Origin of the sequence: Pseudomonas sp. MPDS, from assembly GCF_013283895.1 — a bacterium.
In the GTDB taxonomy this organism is placed as follows: Bacteria; Pseudomonadota; Gammaproteobacteria; order Pseudomonadales; family Pseudomonadaceae; genus Aquipseudomonas; species Aquipseudomonas rhizophila.
In genome coordinates this window covers 157,797-171,735 of sequence record NZ_CP054128.1, presented here as the reverse complement: position 1 = coordinate 171,735, position 13,939 = coordinate 157,797, and the positions used below count along the sequence as shown (strand labels likewise).

Genomic DNA, 13,939 nt, shown 5'->3' with positions numbered 1-13,939 from the left:
CGTCAGGCCGGCTCATTGGCTTTCTGCCTGTTTGAGTTCCAGCACTTGTTTAGGCGTAACCATGTCGCCCTTGTTGTTGCCCCAGGCGTTACGTTCATAGGTCACGACCGCCGCGATATCGACTTCCGACAACTGTTTGCCGAACGCCGCCATGGAGGTGCCCGGTTTGCCGTGGAAGACAATGTTTAGGTGATCAGCCACAGGGCCAGTGGCGATTTTCGAGCCCTTGAGCGCCGGGAACATCGGCGGCAGGCCCTGGCCTTCGGCCTGGTGACAGGCCACGCAGGTGGTGTGATAGACCTTGTCGCCACGTTCGATGAGCTCTTGCAGGGTCCATTCCTTGCTGGTCAGCTCTTTGAGTTGCGCCGCTTCGGCCTTGCGCTCGGCCAGCCATGCTTCGTAGTCGGGCTTGCTCTTGACCTCGACAACGATGGGCATGAACCCGTGGTCCTTGCCGCACAGTTCGGCGCATTGGCCGCGATACAGGCCGGGCTTGTCGACGCGGGTCCAGGCTTCGTTGACGAAGCCGGGAATCGCATCGCGTTTGACCGCGAACGCTGGCACCCACCAGGAGTGGATCACGTCGGCGGAGGTGACCAGAAAGCGCACCTTGGCATCGACCGGCAGCACCAGCGGCTTGTCGACTTCCAGCAGGTAATGTTCGCCCTTGGCGCTCTGGTTATTGATTTGTTCGGCGGGGGTGGCCAGGTTGCTGAAGAACTCGACGTCCTGCCCCAGGTACTTGTAGTGCCACTTCCACTGATAGCCGGTGACCTGGATATCGATGTCCGACTCGCTGGAGTCGTACATCTTGATCAGGGTCGCGGTGGCGGGAACCGCCATGGCAACCAGGATCAGGAAAGGCACGATGGTCCAGAGGATTTCGACGCGGGTGTTTTCGTGGAAATTGGCCGCGTTCTGGCCGGTTGAGCGGCGGTGCATCATCATCGACCAGAACATGGCGCCGAAGACGATGATGCCGATCACTACACAGATCCAGAAGATGGTCATGTGCAGGTCGAACACTGCATTGCTGATCTGTGTCGCTCCAGGCGCCATATTCACAGTCCAGGCCGCTTGCGCCTGGCTGAAAATCGACCACAACAGGAGGCCCATCCATACGTGTGGATGTCGCGTCATTGCGGGTTCCCCTTATCGTTCTTGTTATCCCGTCGGCGTAACGCCAGCGGCAAGGGATCGGCTACTTCAGACTACCAACTTGACTCGCCGCGCCTTGCTGCACATGCAATCGGGTGTCATCAGCTAACTCCATTCCAAACCGAGTATAGACAGCGACTGCAACCTCGCAACGCGATGGCGTAAATCGTTTGAAACAGGCAGGGCTTGCGCTAGAGCCCACGAATGGAGAAGGATGCGAACCTGAGTGATGGCAAACCGATATAACTGCGACGTATCAAGGATGAGTAGGTTTATGAAAAATAGGTCTTAGGAGTGTTTTTGCGCCAGCTAAGTTATGTCTTCCTTATTTCATTGCCTTGTTCCCTGGAGTTGTCATGAACACCGCCGCATTGCGCGAGCAGATCCAAAAAGCCCAACAACATGAGGCCGAGACCGGCCAACTGACGCGTCAGCTGGAAGCCCAGCTGCCGAACCTGCACGCCGCGATCCAACTGCCGGACATCGACGCCAAGGGCGTGATGACCCGCTTTGTCACCGCGTATATCGAGCAAGTGCCCGACCTGCTGGACGCAGCCAACGAGGTGGCCCGCGAAGCCGGCATCGAATCGCAGATCAAACCGGTGCTGAAAATCGCCGAGCAGTTTTTCCTCCAGCCACCCAAGGTCATGGAGGGTCACGTTGGCCTGGACAGCCTGCTGGACGAAGCCTACTTGGCCCATCGGCTGGTGGAGGAGGTCAACGACCTGTACATCAAGCACTTCGGCCAGCCGCTGATTCCGTTGGATATGACGGTGGCCAACCTGATCGCTCACCATTTGATCGGCGAACCCTTTGCCAATCAACTGGATGAAGCGGTGCATCACGCGGTCGATGAAATGCTCGACGAAGACAGCTTTGCGCTGGAGTCGGTGGAGTCTTACCGGGAAAAACTCAGCAACCCGGACACGGGCGCTGCCTGGAAACGCTGGCCGTGCCTGTCGCGGCAGTTGGGAGTAGGGCTGGAGCTGGATCAGCCGGCGGCTTGATCTGGCTGAAACACTCATCCCCTTGTGGGTGTTCACAGAAATTGTGTCCACCACAGATCCCTGTGGGAGCGAGCCTGAACTGGTCAAGTAATTCTGGACACCAGTTAAGGTTTCACGCCGCCAGTTTCTCCATGGCTACCGGCGACCGGTAGTCGTTGTAGCTATGGAGCCTGACGTTGTTGTATCGCATCACATAACGTTGCACATCCACGCGGGCTTCATGCTCCGAGCTGTAGCCATCGTCTGGCACCCACTCTGATTTCAGGCTCCCAAAGAAACGCTCCATCGGGGCGTTGTCCCAGCACTCACCTTTACGACTCATGCTGTGCAGGAGTCCATGCTTGCGCATCTCATTCCTGAATTTGTGGCTGGTGTATTGGCAACCTTGGTCAGAATGAAACAGCACCTCTTTTGGACAGCCTCGCAATTGAACCGCCATTCGCAACGCTTCGCAGGTCAGCGTGGCATCGGAAATCATTGAAAACGACCACCCCACGATCCGGCGAGCAAACAAATCCAACACTGCCGCGAAATACATCCAGCGCTTACCCACCTTGATGTACGTCACATCTCCACACCACACCTGGTTGATCGCCGTGACATCAAACTTGCGCTTGAGCACATGCGGCGCTACCAGCGCTTCCACGCCGGAAGATTTGTACTTGTGCCGCCGCCGCTGATGACTGGCAACACCGGCTTCGCGCATCAAACTGCGAGCCAGATGTCGCCCGACACGATGCCCCTTTGCTTGCAGTTCCTTGGAAAGGGTGCGAGACCCGGCGGATGCTCTGGATTCCTTGTGATGCTCGACCAGCACGGCTTTGAGTTTCTCCCGCTCAGGCTTCACCTTGCCTTGGCGCTGACGCCAGGCGTAAAAGCTGCTGCGGTTGACCCCAAACGCCCGACAGCAATTGTTAACGCCGTACTGCTCGTCCAGCTCGTTGATCAACGAGAATGATCTTTGGAGTCCAAAAGCAGGAGAGCACTGGCCTTTTTTAGGATTTCAATGTCCAGGTCTTTTTGCCTGAGCAACGCTTTGAGCTGCTGAATCTCTCGCTGATCGGCGGTAATCGCCTTAGCCCCCTCGGGGGTCGAACCCAAGCGCTCTTTGCGAACCTGGTCGACCCAACGGCGCAAGGCGGTAGGGCCAATATCCAGGCTGGCACAGACTTCGGGAACGGACTGGCCCTCGTCCAGCACCATGCTGGCAGCCTTGAGCTTGAACTCACTGGAATAAGATTTGCGCATATCCAAACACCTCAGATTTGGGCGCCATCATAGCGCCCGATTGAAGTGTCCAAAATCATTAGGCCAGTTCAGCCTGCTCGCGATAGCGGTTGAACCTGCAACATTAATGTCGACTGATTCACCGCTATCGCGAGCAGGCTCGCTCCCACATTTTGCTCAAGGTGTCAGGTTGCCGCTGCGCCCACCCCCACCGTGGTGCGCAAGCGCCCTTCCAGCCTGCGCTTGAGCCCACGGGATTCGATCAACAGCTTCGAGCCCTTGCTGGCATTCGCCCGGCCCCATTCTTCCAAAAGCTCCAGGCACGAATGGTCGATGTAGCTCAGGTTATTGAGCGGCACATGCACCGTCGCGCCTGTGGGAATGGTGCCCAGCACCTGGGTCAGCGCCGGAACCTTCAGGAAGGTTGCCGCCCCCACCAGTCGCAATTCCATCTCACCCTCCTGGGGCAGATCGATCAGGCTGATTTTCAGTCGGGAAGCTTTCCAGGCCAGTTTTGCCAGGGTCAGGCCGAAACCGATCAATACGCCGGTCAGCAGGTCGGTGAAGATGATCGCCAGCGCCGTCGCGGCATAGGTGAACATCGGCATCCGGCCATACCGTCCCAGCCCGCGAAACGCCTTGAGATCCACCAGTTTGAAACCGGTGTACACCAACACACCCGCCAGGCTCGCCACCGGAATGCTCTGGAGCACGCTGGACAGCAGAAGCACGAAGAGCAACAGCCACAGGCCATGGAAAATCGTCGACATCCGCGTGGTGGCCCCGGCCTGGACGTTGGCCGAACTGCGCACGATCACGCCGGTCATCGGCAGGGCGCCGAGCAGACCGCAGAGCATATTACCGATGCCCTGGGCGGACAGTTCCCGGTCGAAGTCTGCGCGTTCGCCGCTGTGCATGCGGTCCACGGCAGCGGCCGAGAGCAGCGTTTCGGCACTGGCGATGAAAGCGACAGCGAAGGCGGCGATCAGCAACGTGGGGTCGGCCAGGTTCAGCAGGTCCGCCGGGCGCAGCCAATCAATGGCTTCGGCAAGGTTTTCCGGGACCTCCACGCGCTTGACCTGCAAGGCCAACAGCAGGCTGGCAATGGTCGCCAGGCCCACGCCGAGCAAGGCACCGGGAACAAAGCGCAAGCTGTGAGGGCGAAACTTTTCCCACAACCACATCACCGCAATCGTCGACAAACCGAGCAGACCCGCCTGCCAGCCGAACGACGGCAACGCCTGGGCTACTGCCGCAGGGAACGCCGCCAGATTATCCAGCCCTGACGGCTTAGGCACCGCGTCGAGCATCACATGGACCTGGGACAACACGATCAGCACACCGATACCCGCCAGCATGCCGTAGACCACCGCGGGCGCGGTTACCCGGAACCAGCAGCCCAGGCGAAAGCGCCCGGCCAGTAACTGTAGGAGACCGGCCAACAGCAGAATCGGCCCGAGCATCGCGACACCGTGCTGGCGTACCAGTTCGAAGACCAGTACCGCCAACCCGGCGGCTGGGCCGCTGACTTGCAACTTGGAGCCGGCCAGAAAACCCACCACCAGACCACCGATGATGCCGGTGATCAGACCTTTGGCCGGTGGCAGGCCGGACGCGATGGCAATGCCCATGCACAAGGGCAGCGCCACCAGAAACACCACCACGGAAGCCAACAGCTCCCGTGGCAGAACAGCTTTTAATTGAGCAGCACGCATGGCGACTCTCCCGAAGTTTTCTTCAGGCATGGCAAGGCCCGACCGCTCAAATGGCAGGCTGGGCTTGTACCACGCAAGGATGTTTAGGAGTGGTTAGAAGCGCGCTTTAGGCGTCGCCACCGGTATCGGATGGCTGCCATCGAGCGGCAGGAAACAGCCCTGGTCCGCGTCGTAGGCTTTGATCTCGCTGGTCTCGATGTTGTACACCCAGCCATGGATGAACAATTGGCCGTTGGCCATGCGAGAGGCGACCGAGGGATGCGTTCGCAAATGCTGCAACTGCGCGATCACGTTCTCCTCGGTGAGGATGGGCATGATCTGTTTTTCGTCGCCGCACGGGCAGTTATCATGAACCATGGTCTTGGCCACTTCGGCGTGGCGCAACCAGGCTTTGACCGTGGGCATTTTTTCCAGAGTGTCGGGATTCAACACCGCACGCATGGCGCCGCAGTCGGAGTGACCGCAGACGATGATGTGCTGCACACCCAGGGCCAGCACGGCGTATTCGATGGCGGTGGAGACGCCGCCGTTCATCTGCCCGTACGGCGGAACGACGTTGCCGACGTTGCGGGTCACGAACAGGTCGCCTGGGGAGCTATGGGTAATCAGCTCGGGCACGATGCGCGAATCGGCGCAGGTGATGAACATCGCCCTGGGCGCTTGCGCCGTGGCGAGTTTCTTGAAGAGCTCTTCCTGCTGGGGAAAGATTTCGTGATGGAAATGCAAAAAGCCGTCAACAATATGCTGCAGCGCTGCATCGGCGGTTTCCGCCTCGGGTTGGGCTGAAGCCGACGCAGCCAACGGCTGTTTATCCTTGTCACTCATGATTCATCCTCTTTGACGGTATAGCGCCAGTGGCTGGTTAAAAAACATCCAGGTCGAAATGTTCGACTTGTCAGTCACTCGATGAACAAGGTAGCGACCGAAACTTAACTCAAACTGAATCAAAGGCTCTAGAACAACGATTACAGGTGTGGCCGGGAAGCAAGCGTCGCTCATGCCTGCCCATGCCCCACGTTCAACTTTAATCAAATCAAGGACATCTGTCGGCCCGGCGGACAAAAGGCGTCGCAATCGAGATTGTAACCTTCCCGGCGCTCAAGCCCCAGACGCTTGAGCGCCTTGGCGAAACGCTGCGCCAGCAGGTCGGCGAACGGGCCTTCGCCACGCATCCGAGAACCGAAGCGGCTGTCATACAGTTCGCCGCCACGGCTCTGGCGAACCAGGCTCAGTACATGAGCGGCGCGTTGCGGGTAGTGCGCCTGCAGCCATTCTTCAAACAGCGGCGCGACCTCCAATGGCAGGCGCAACATGATGTAGGAAGCACTCTGCGCGCCGGCGGCGTGGGCCTCGGCCAGCAGATTTTCAATCTCGCAGTCATTGATCATCGGGATCATCGGCGAACACAGCACTCCCACGGGAATGCCCGCCTCGCGCATGACCTTGATCGCCCGCAACCGCGCCTTGGGCGCCGCCGCGCGCGGTTCGAGGATGCGCTTGAGTTCATCGTCCAGAGTGGTGAGGCTGATCATGACCTTTACCAGGCGCTGTTGCGCCAGCTCGGTCAGCAGGTCCAGGTCGCGCAGAATCAGCGAGCCTTTGGTGACGATGGTCACCGGATGACGGTAGCGCAGCAGCACTTCGAGAATCCGGCGCGTAATGCGATGTTCGCGTTCGATCGGCTGGTAAGGGTCGGTATTGGAGCCCAGGTTGATTGGGGCGCATTGATAGCCACGCCTGGACAGCTGTTCCTCCAGTACGTCGGCGGCATTGGTCTTGGCGATCAGTCTGGTTTCGAAATCCAGCCCGGGCGACATGTCCCAGTAAGCGTGGCTGGGCCGCGCATAGCAGTAGATACAGCCATGTTCACAGCCCCGGTATGGATTGATGGAGCGGTCGAAAGGCAGATCCGGCGAGGTGTTGCGGGTGATGATGGTTTTGGCCGTTTCGATCCGCACTTCGGTGCCTTGGGTCGGCGGTACTTCCTGATACCAGCCATCATCTTCGACCACCGAGCGACTCGGGGCGAAGCGGTTGTGCGGGTTGGTGGCGGTGCCACGGCCACGGGGCGGAAGAGAGATGGACATTGGAAGGCTCCGTTGCTGTATGTGCATACAGTATTCGCTGGAATTCAATTAGGCCAGCGCCGTTCAGCAGCCCACCGCTATGGATCGTGTTCACGTCGTGTTGACGTCTTGCTCACAGGCCTTTAACCGGCTCGTGCCGAAACTGACCGTCTCGTTCTTCTTCGTTTCGGTCGTCCACGCATGTTCAAACTCTATTCCCGCTCGCTGCTCCTCCTGTCCTTGTTCCTGGTCTTTGCCGAGTCCCAAGCCCTGGCGGCCGATCTGGGCGAGGCAAGGTCTTCCGAATGGGCCCAGCCGGTGGAAAAGCGCTACAACCTTTATCAAATGTCGCCGGCGCTTTACCGCAGCGCCTTGCCGGACGCTGATGCCTTGCCTCTGCTGACGAGGCTCAACATCGGCACAGTCATCACATTTCTGCCGGATTCGGACGCCAGTTGGTTATCCACACCCGGCGTCAAGCAAGTGCAGTTGCCTTATCGCACCAATCATGTGGACGACAGCGACATCCTCGCTGCCTTGCGCGCCATTCAGGCTGCCGAAACCGATGGCCCGGTATTGATGCACTGCAAGCATGGTTCGGACCGCACCGGGTTGGTGGCGGCCATGTACAGGGTGGTCGTACAGGGCTGGAGCAAAGAGGAGGCCTTGAACGAGATGACTGAAGGCGGCTTCGGCAACAACCCGCACTTCAAGGACGGGGTTCGTTACATGATGCGGGCCGATGTTGAGAAGCTCCGTGTTGCGCTGGCCAACGGCGACTGCAGTACCAGCGTTTTTGCTCTTTGCTCGCTGCAAAGCTGGGTCGGTTCCGTCATCACGACTCGTCAGCCCGACCCACAGGTTATTCGCCCTTCACCCTGACGGCTGACATCCCTGCAAAGGCTGCCACGGACTCGGCCAGAGGCCTTGAATCGCCAGGGCCGAATATTGTTTCACGCAACGCCCGGCCTGTTGTCCCGTTGAACAACCCCTCCTGCTCAAACCTTTGGAACGCGGTGATTGCCAACGCTTTTGACCAGGCATAGGCGTAAATCCGGGCCGCATAACCGGTCACCATGTAATCCAGGCCATTGGGCCAGCGTTCGCTCCCCCATGCGGGCAGATGCCCGACTTGGGCGCTGACTTGATCGAATACCTGCTGAGCCGTGCGCCCATCGCCGTGGGTCAGGTGCAGTTCCATGTCAAACAGCGCGTTGCGCAGCAGCGAGGCGGTTTCCCAGCTGGCTTGAGTGTTGGCGAAGGTCAGCAACTGATCGGCGACGGCACCGGGCATGGCCGCGCCGGTCTGGTAATGCTTTGACAAACGGACCAGGCATTGCCGGGTAAAGCACCATTGTTCCAGTAGCACCCCGGCAAATTCCGAGGTGTCCCGGGAGAGCTCGGTGATGCCCGATACGTCGCGATACTCGGCGCGGGTCAACACATGGTGCAAGCAATGGCCGAACTCATGAAAGAGAATTCGCAGTTGCAGATGGTCGAGCAAGACCGGCGATGCATCTGAACTGCGCGCCAGCCAGCCGTGCAACACGGCGATGGGATGTCGGGGCCGGCCCTCGGCCGTGATGCGGCGGTTTCGCAGGGTGGTGGTGTTCGGGTAACCGTCTCTGTTCGCATCCTCGAACGGATCGAAATAGATGTAGCCGATGGTCTGGTCCCACTCGCGGACTTCGAAAAGACGCACGTCCGGATGCCAGGTGGCCGCGTCAGCGCGCTCGAGAATGTCCACCCCAAACAGATCCTTGGCGATCAGCAATAGCTGTGAAAAGGTGGACTCCAGCTCGAACCAGGCGCTGAGGGCCAGCTTCGAGATGCCGGCCGTATGCTGACGAAGTTTTTCTACCAGATACGGGTAATCCCAAGGTTGAAGCTCGGTGAAACCTTGCTTCCGGGCAAATGCCCTGAGCTGTTCAGCGTCACGGGCAAAGAGGCCTTGTTGCTGTTCAAGCTGATCGCGCAAGAACCCCATCACCTGTTCGGGAGACTCGGCTTGCTCAGGCTCGATGACCATTTGAGCGAAATTCGAATAACCCAGTAACGTCGCATACCGACGACGATCTTCCAGCAAGCGTCTGAGCACCTCGCTGTTATCAAACCGGCCAGCGTCGGGGCCTTGGTCCGAGGCGCGTGTGCTGTAGGCCAGGTACACCTCTTTGCGCAAGAGACGATTGTCCGCGTAGCTGGTGACGATGCCAAACGATGCATCACTGAGGGTCAGCAGCCATCCCGTGCGCCCGGCCTCGCGGGCCTGTTTGGCCAGCTGTTGTTTGAATTGCGGCGCCAGGCCGCTCAACTGAGCCTCATCGTCGAACGCTTTGCTCCAGGCCTTGTTGGCCTTGTGCAACTGATCGAGGAACAATTCCCGGCCCTGTTGAATGCGTTGCTGCAGGACTTTCAAATCTGACGGTGCGGTATGGGCCAACCCGTGCTGGCGAAACTGGCGCAGGGCCTTCTCCAGAACTCTTTTACGAGGCGGTTCGAAGTGCCTGGCAATCTCGCTGTTGGCCAAGCGCTCATAGAGTTGGAACAATTGGCGATTGTGTCTCAGCGCGCTCTGGAAATCGTGCACCCGTGCGCTGCAGTCGAGCGAAGCCTGGGCCCAGTCGTCTCCTGGCCGGGTGGACGCCAGCAGATCCAGCAGGTCGTCGAAACCCTTCAAGCGGGCGTGAATCTCGTCCATGGCCAACACCAGGTCGTCCCAGGTGGGGAAAGGAGTCTGAGTCTTGATGATGTCGGCCACTTGATCGCGGCTCTCGGCAAGGATCCGGTCGAGGGCCGGTGAAAAATGTTTGGCTTGGATCTGCGCAAAGGGGGGCAGGTCATAGGCCTGCAACAGCGGATTGTCATTGTCGGGCATGGCAGCCTTCCTGTCTGTCTGGACTGGGGAACAGTCTGGAGAGGAAGGCGTGACGCGTTGCGGTATATATGTATCGCTTCCGGGCCGGGCGGCCCGGAAGGTGATGCCGAAGATTTCAGTCGGTTTTTTTCTTCAACTTGGGATTGGGGAAAAACTGTACCGCCTGGACCTTGGCGTCCGGGACTTTGAGCGCCGATGTGTTGACCCGGGTGCCCAATTCCTTGGGCACCGACAGGCCTTGTTCGTTGAGCGTGTCGGAGTATCCGCAGGCCACACATTCACGGTGCGGCACGCCGTCTTCGTTCCACATCATCAACTTGTCCGGTTCGCTGCACGCCGGGCAGACTGCCCCGGCGATAAAGCGCCTTTTGGTAATCACAGGCCCCTCGCTCATGCTGCTGCGTCCTCGGTCAGGCCGCTGTGGCGCAAGAGTGCGTCAATCGATGGCTCACGGCCACGGAAGTCGACGAACAGCACCATCGGCTCCTGGGAGCCGCCACGGGCCAGGATCGCTTCACGGAAGGCGCGACCGGTGTCGGCGTTGAGCACGCCATCCTCTTCGAACTTGGAGAACGCATCGGCCGACAACACTTCCGCCCACTTATAGCTGTAGTAGCCCGCCGCATAACCGCCGGCGAAGATGTGGGCAAAGCTGTTGGGGAAGCGGTTGTAGGCCGGTGGACGCATCACCGAGACTTCGTCGCGCACGCCTTCGAGCACTTGCAGCACGCTGCGTCCATCGCCATGGGTGGCGTGCAGCTCGAAGTCGAACAGCGAGAATTCCAGTTGGCGGACCATCATCAGGCCGGACTGGAAGTTTTTCGCCGCGAGCATTTTTTCCAGCAGGTCCTGGGGCAGCGGTTCGCCGGTTTCATAGTGACCGGAAATCAGCGCCAGGCCTTCGGGCTCCCAGCACCAGTTTTCCATGAACTGGCTCGGCAGCTCCACGGCATCCCAGGCCACGCCGTTGATGCCGGACACGCCGGCATGTTCGACGCGGGTCAGCAGGTGGTGCAGGCCATGGCCGAACTCGTGGAACAGGGTGGTGACTTCGTCGTGGGTCAGCAGCGCGGGTTTGCCGCTGTCGGCCGGGGTGAAGTTGCACACCAGGTTGGCGACCGGGCTTTGCAGCACGCCATCGAAGGTGCGCCGACGGTCGCGGGCGCCGTCCATCCAGGCGCCGCCGCGCTTGTTGGCGCGCGCGTAGAGATCGAAGAAGAAGCGGCCGACGTGCTGGCCGTTCTCCTTGATTTCGAACAGGCGCACGTCCGGATGCCAGCTGTCGAAACCTTTCAGTTCGGCGATCTCGATGCCGTAGAGGCGCTGCACGATGGCGAACAGGCCGCTCAGTACCTTGTCGATCGGGAAGTAGGCGCGCAGGGCTTCCTGGGCCACGCTGTAACGCTGCTGGCGCAGCTTTTCACCGTAGAAGCCGCTGTCCCAGCTTTGCAGGTCGGGGCAGCCCTGTTCGGCGGCGAACGCCTTCAGCTGTTCCAGATCCAGGGCGGCGAATGGTTTGCTGCGCTTGGCCAGGTCGCGCAGGAAACTGAGCACCTGATCGCTGGATTCGGCCATTTTGGTCGCCAGGCTCAACTCGGCGAAGTTGGCGAAGCCCAGCAGTTGGGCCAATTCCTGGCGCAGGTCGAGGATTTCTTCCATCACTGGAGTGTTATCGTTCTGACCGGCGTTGGGGCCCTGGTCTGACGCGCGTGTGCAGTACGCGGCATAGACTTCTTCACGCAGGGCGCGGTCTTCGGCGTAGGTCATCACCGCGTAATAGCTGGGGAATTCCAGGTTGATCAGCCAACCGTCCAGCTCTTTGGCCTGGGCGGCCGCGGCCATTTGTGCCTTGGCCGAGTCGGTCAGGCCGGCGAGGGCGGCCTCAGAGGTGATGTGTTTGGTCCAGGCCTGGGTCGCGTCCAGCAATTGGTTGGAGAAGCGGCTGCCCAGTTCCGACAGTTTGCTTTGCACTTCGGCATAGCGTTGCTGCTGCTCGGGCGGCAGATCGATACCCGACAGACGGAAGTCCCGCAGGGAATGTTCCAGGATGGTTTTCTGCGCCACGTCGAAACCGGCGGCTTCGGGGCTGCTCGCCAAGGCTTCGAAGGCCTGGAACAGCTCGCGGTTCTGGCCCAGCTCCGTGGAGTAAGCACTCAGCGCCGGCAGGCAGGCCTCGTAGGCTTCGCGCAGTTCCGGGCTGTTACGCACGGCGTTCAAATGGCTCACCGGGCTCCAGGCCGCGCCCAGGCGATCATTGAGCTCGTCCATCGCCAGCACCAGGCCGGCCCAGGTAGGTTGAGTGCCCTGGGTCTTGAGGATCTGGGCAATGGCGGCACGGTTGTCAGCCAGGATCTGCTCGATGGCCGGTTGCACGTGCTCGGCACGGATCGCCGAGAACGGCGGCAGGTCGTAGGATTGCAAAAGAGGGTTGTTCACGCTCACGGTTGACACCTTGGCTGGAAGAAACATGGACCCATCTTAATTACAATCGACGTTCACCGCAGCTAGCAGCGCCTATCACCGGATAAGAGAGAGCCTATCGTGACCCTTCGCACGTACCAGAATCACAGCCCACGGCTTGCCCGCGGCGCTTTTGTCGACAGCACCGCGGTGGTGATCGGCGACGTTGAAATCGGCGAAGACAGCTCCGTCTGGCCGCTGACGGTCATTCGCGGCGACATGCACCGCATCCGTATCGGTGCCCGTACCAGCGTCCAGGATGGCTGCGTGCTGCACATCACCCACGCCGGCCCCTTCAATCCCGATGGCTTCCCGCTGCTGATCGGCGATGACGTGACCATTGCCCACAAGGTCATGCTCCATGGCTGCTCGGTGGGCAGCCGGGTCCTGATCGGCATGGGCAGCATCGTCATGGACGGCGCAGTCGTGGACGATGACGTAATCATCGGCGCCGGCAGCCTTGTACCGCCGGGCAAACGCCTGGAGAGCGGCTTCCTGTATGTAGGCAGCCCGGTAAAACAGGCCCGGCCGCTGACCGACAAGGAACGCGCCTTTTTCACCTACAGCGCGGCGAACTACGTGAAGCTCAAGGACCTGCATCTGGCCGAAGGCTACGACCGGCTCTGAATCGTCCCGCCCTTACCCAGGAATTTGCATGCATTACCAGACCGTACTCTTCGACCTCGACGGCACCCTCACCGACCCCCGCGAGGGCATTACCCGTTCGATCCAGTTTGCCTTGAGCCAACTGGGCATCGACGAACCCGACCTGACCCGTCTCGAACACTTTATCGGCCCGCCACTGTTGCAGGCCTTCATGCAGTTTTATGACTTCGATGAGGCGAAAGCCTGGGAGGCGGTGAATCTCTATCGCGAACGCTTCAAAGTCACCGGGTTGTACGAAAACCGCGTCTTCGACGGTGTGATGCCCCTGCTGGAAACCCTGGGCGAGCAGGGCCGGCAGTTGTACATCGCCACCTCCAAACCCTGGGTCTTCGCCCGCGAAATCGCCCGCCACTTTGACTTCGCCCGGCACTTCAAAGTGATCTATGGCAGTGAGCTGGACGGTACGCGCACCGACAAAGTTGAGTTGATTGCTCACCTGATGGCTGAAGAAGGGCTCGACCCGGCGAATACCTTGATGATTGGCGACCGCAAACACGATTTGATTGGCGCTCGTAGCAATGGGCTGGATGCCACGGCGGTGGGCTATGGGTTTGGCAGTTATGAGGAGCTGAATGCCGAGGGCCCGGCGTATCACTTTCAGACCCTGGATGAGTTGCATCGGGCATTTTTGCAGGGGTAGCCATATTGCTATCGCGGGCAAGCCTTGCTCCCACAGGCAGGGGCATGCCTTGGTCCTCAGGCATTCTGGTACTGCTCTGTGGGAGCAAGGCTTGCCCGCGATAAGGCCCTCATGGACACAGCCTG

13 protein-coding genes are annotated in these 13,939 nt (G+C 59.9%); 4 read left to right on the top strand and 9 right to left on the bottom strand.

Annotation, left to right across the window (positions count from 1 at the left end; all coding sequences use genetic code 11):
* Positions 1–12: 12 nt before the first annotated feature.
* Positions 13–1,140 carry a cytochrome c oxidase subunit II gene (gene coxB / locus HQ912_RS00705; protein ID WP_047230054.1) on the bottom strand — a complete coding sequence of 376 codons (1,128 nt, stop codon included), beginning with the start codon at positions 1,138–1,140 and terminating at the stop codon, positions 13–15.
* Positions 1,141–1,514: 374 nt separating this feature from the next.
* Here coxB and HQ912_RS00700 point away from each other — a divergent pair, with 374 nt between their 5' ends.
* Positions 1,515–2,165 (top strand): hypothetical protein, encoded by a 651-nt coding sequence (locus tag HQ912_RS00700; protein WP_047230055.1) that lies wholly within the window; start codon positions 1,515–1,517, stop codon positions 2,163–2,165.
* A 112-nt stretch (positions 2,166–2,277) separates the two neighbouring features.
* On the opposite strand, the gene HQ912_RS00695 is transcribed toward HQ912_RS00700, so the two are convergent.
* The 5 genes from HQ912_RS00695 to HQ912_RS00680 form a co-directional block, all read right to left on the bottom strand.
* On the bottom strand, positions 2,278–3,114 hold the full coding sequence (locus HQ912_RS00695) for an IS3 family transposase (protein WP_047230569.1): 837 nt from the start codon (positions 3,112–3,114) through the stop codon (positions 2,278–2,280).
* Positions 3,111–3,413: an IS3 family transposase gene (locus tag HQ912_RS27680; RefSeq protein WP_047230570.1), complete on the bottom strand. Its 303-nt coding sequence runs from the start codon at positions 3,411–3,413 to the stop codon at positions 3,111–3,113. Before HQ912_RS27680 ends, HQ912_RS00695 begins: the two co-directional genes overlap by 4 nt.
* Before the next feature lie 164 nt (positions 3,414–3,577).
* Positions 3,578–5,107: a SulP family inorganic anion transporter gene (locus HQ912_RS00690; protein ID WP_047230056.1), complete on the bottom strand. Its 1,530-nt coding sequence runs from the start codon at positions 5,105–5,107 to the stop codon at positions 3,578–3,580.
* A 93-nt stretch (positions 5,108–5,200) separates the two neighbouring features.
* Positions 5,201–5,932, bottom strand: a complete 732-nt coding sequence (locus tag HQ912_RS00685; RefSeq protein WP_047230057.1) for a carbonic anhydrase — start codon at positions 5,930–5,932, stop codon at positions 5,201–5,203.
* A gap of 203 nt (positions 5,933–6,135) precedes the next feature.
* Positions 6,136–7,194: a PA0069 family radical SAM protein gene (locus tag HQ912_RS00680; protein WP_173406340.1), complete on the bottom strand. Its 1,059-nt coding sequence runs from the start codon at positions 7,192–7,194 to the stop codon at positions 6,136–6,138.
* A gap of 180 nt (positions 7,195–7,374) precedes the next feature.
* On the opposite strand from HQ912_RS00680, the gene HQ912_RS00675 reads away from it, so the two are divergent.
* Positions 7,375–8,055 (top strand): tyrosine-protein phosphatase, encoded by a 681-nt coding sequence (locus tag HQ912_RS00675; protein WP_173406339.1) that lies wholly within the window; start codon positions 7,375–7,377, stop codon positions 8,053–8,055.
* Here HQ912_RS00675 and HQ912_RS00670 read toward each other — a convergent pair.
* The 3 genes from HQ912_RS00670 to prlC form a co-directional block, all read right to left on the bottom strand.
* On the bottom strand, positions 8,036–10,048 hold the full coding sequence (locus HQ912_RS00670) for a M3 family metallopeptidase (protein ID WP_173406338.1): 2,013 nt from the start codon (positions 10,046–10,048) through the stop codon (positions 8,036–8,038). The two genes, HQ912_RS00675 and HQ912_RS00670, sit on opposite strands and share 20 nt — an antisense overlap.
* Before the next feature lie 115 nt (positions 10,049–10,163).
* Positions 10,164–10,442, bottom strand: coding sequence for a YheV family putative zinc ribbon protein (locus tag HQ912_RS00665; RefSeq protein ID WP_047230061.1), 279 nt, complete (start codon positions 10,440–10,442; stop codon positions 10,164–10,166).
* Positions 10,439–12,517, bottom strand: coding sequence for an oligopeptidase A (prlC, locus tag HQ912_RS00660; protein ID WP_173406337.1), 2,079 nt, complete (start codon positions 12,515–12,517; stop codon positions 10,439–10,441). Before prlC ends, HQ912_RS00665 begins: the two co-directional genes overlap by 4 nt.
* A gap of 72 nt (positions 12,518–12,589) precedes the next feature.
* On the opposite strand from prlC, the gene HQ912_RS00655 reads away from it, so the two are divergent.
* Positions 12,590–13,135: a gamma carbonic anhydrase family protein gene (locus HQ912_RS00655; protein WP_173406336.1), complete on the top strand. Its 546-nt coding sequence runs from the start codon at positions 12,590–12,592 to the stop codon at positions 13,133–13,135.
* A 28-nt stretch (positions 13,136–13,163) separates the two neighbouring features.
* Positions 13,164–13,814: an HAD family hydrolase gene (locus HQ912_RS00650; RefSeq protein WP_173406335.1), complete on the top strand. Its 651-nt coding sequence runs from the start codon at positions 13,164–13,166 to the stop codon at positions 13,812–13,814.
* Positions 13,815–13,939: the final 125 nt, after the last annotated feature.